Annotated in this window: 2 protein-coding genes; both read left to right on the forward strand. The window is 74.0% G+C overall.

Going from position 1 to position 1,075, the window contains the following annotated elements; translation table 11 throughout:
- Positions 1 to 709 (forward strand): DUF3418 domain-containing protein (locus EIO58_RS18455; RefSeq protein WP_127820609.1); only part of this gene is annotated, 709 nt, incomplete at its 5' end.
- Between the two features lie 40 nt (positions 710 to 749).
- Positions 750 to 1,075, forward strand: a 326-nt coding sequence (locus EIO58_RS18460) for an alcohol dehydrogenase catalytic domain-containing protein (protein ID WP_164861891.1), incomplete at its 3' end; no start/stop codon positions are given.

Below are 1,075 nucleotides of genomic sequence, written 5' to 3' on the forward strand. Positions count from 1 at the left end.
CGCGACGCGGGCGGGCGTGCGGCGCCTCGTGCTGCTCTCGGTGGCGTCGCCGGCCGCGTACGTGCTCGAGCACCTGACCTCCGCCGAGAAGCTGGCGCTCGCGGCATCCCCGTACCCGTCGGCCAAGGCGCTGATCGAGGACGCGCGCGTGTCGGTGGCCGATGCCGTCATCGCGCGCACTGCGCCGGACGCGGTGGTGCGCACCCGCGCGGGGTTCGAGGCGGTGCGCGACGCGTTCTCGGCATCGGTCGTCGACGAGCTGTTCCAGACCGTGTCGCTCACGGCGCGAATCCTGACCGCGTCGCGTGATGTCGAGCGTGCGATCCGCGACCAGAACTCGCTGACGCTGCTCGGCGCCCTGAACGACGTCAAGGGGCAGCTCGCCGGCCTGGTCTTCCCCGGCTTCGTGTCGCGCACGGGCACCGCCCGCCTCACGCACCTCCCCCGCTATCTGCGCGGGGCGCTGGACCGCGTGCGAACCCTCTCCGACAATCCCGGCCGCGACCGCCAGCGCATGACCGAGTTCGAGCGCGCCACGGCGCTGTACGCCGATGCGGGCGGCGTCGTCCCGCCTCCCGGCGACGCTCCCCCGGCGCTCGTGCACGCGCGGTGGCTTCTCGAGGAGTATCGCGTCAGCCTGTTCGCGCAGACGCTCGGCACCGCCGAGCCGGTGTCGCTGCCCCGCATCCAGAAAGCCTTGGCCGCGTGAACGGGGAATACGCGCGACGCGCGCCGGGGTTGCGCCCGGTATGAGCATCGCGATCGCCTACACCGTGTTCGGCGGACCCGAGGTCTTGCGCATGACCGGGATCCCCGACCCGGTGGCCGGCCCCGGTGAAGTCGTCATCCGGGTGGAAGCGGCGGGCGTGAACCCCATCGACGCGAAGCTCCGCTCCGGCGCCCGCGCTTCGGGCCCGATCACCGCACCCCGGCGCGTCGGCGCCGACGGGGCCGGCGTCGTGACCGCGGTGGGCGCCGATGTCGACGGCTTCCGCCCCGGCGACCCGGTGGTGTTCGCGGGCGTGCACGGGGCCTACGCCACTGACGTCGTCGCCACCGTGGCGCAGGTGCACCC

The sequence above is a fragment of the Microbacterium sp. CPCC 204701 genome (assembly GCF_004010105.1).
In the GTDB taxonomy this organism is placed as follows: Bacteria; Actinomycetota; Actinomycetes; order Actinomycetales; family Microbacteriaceae; genus Microbacterium.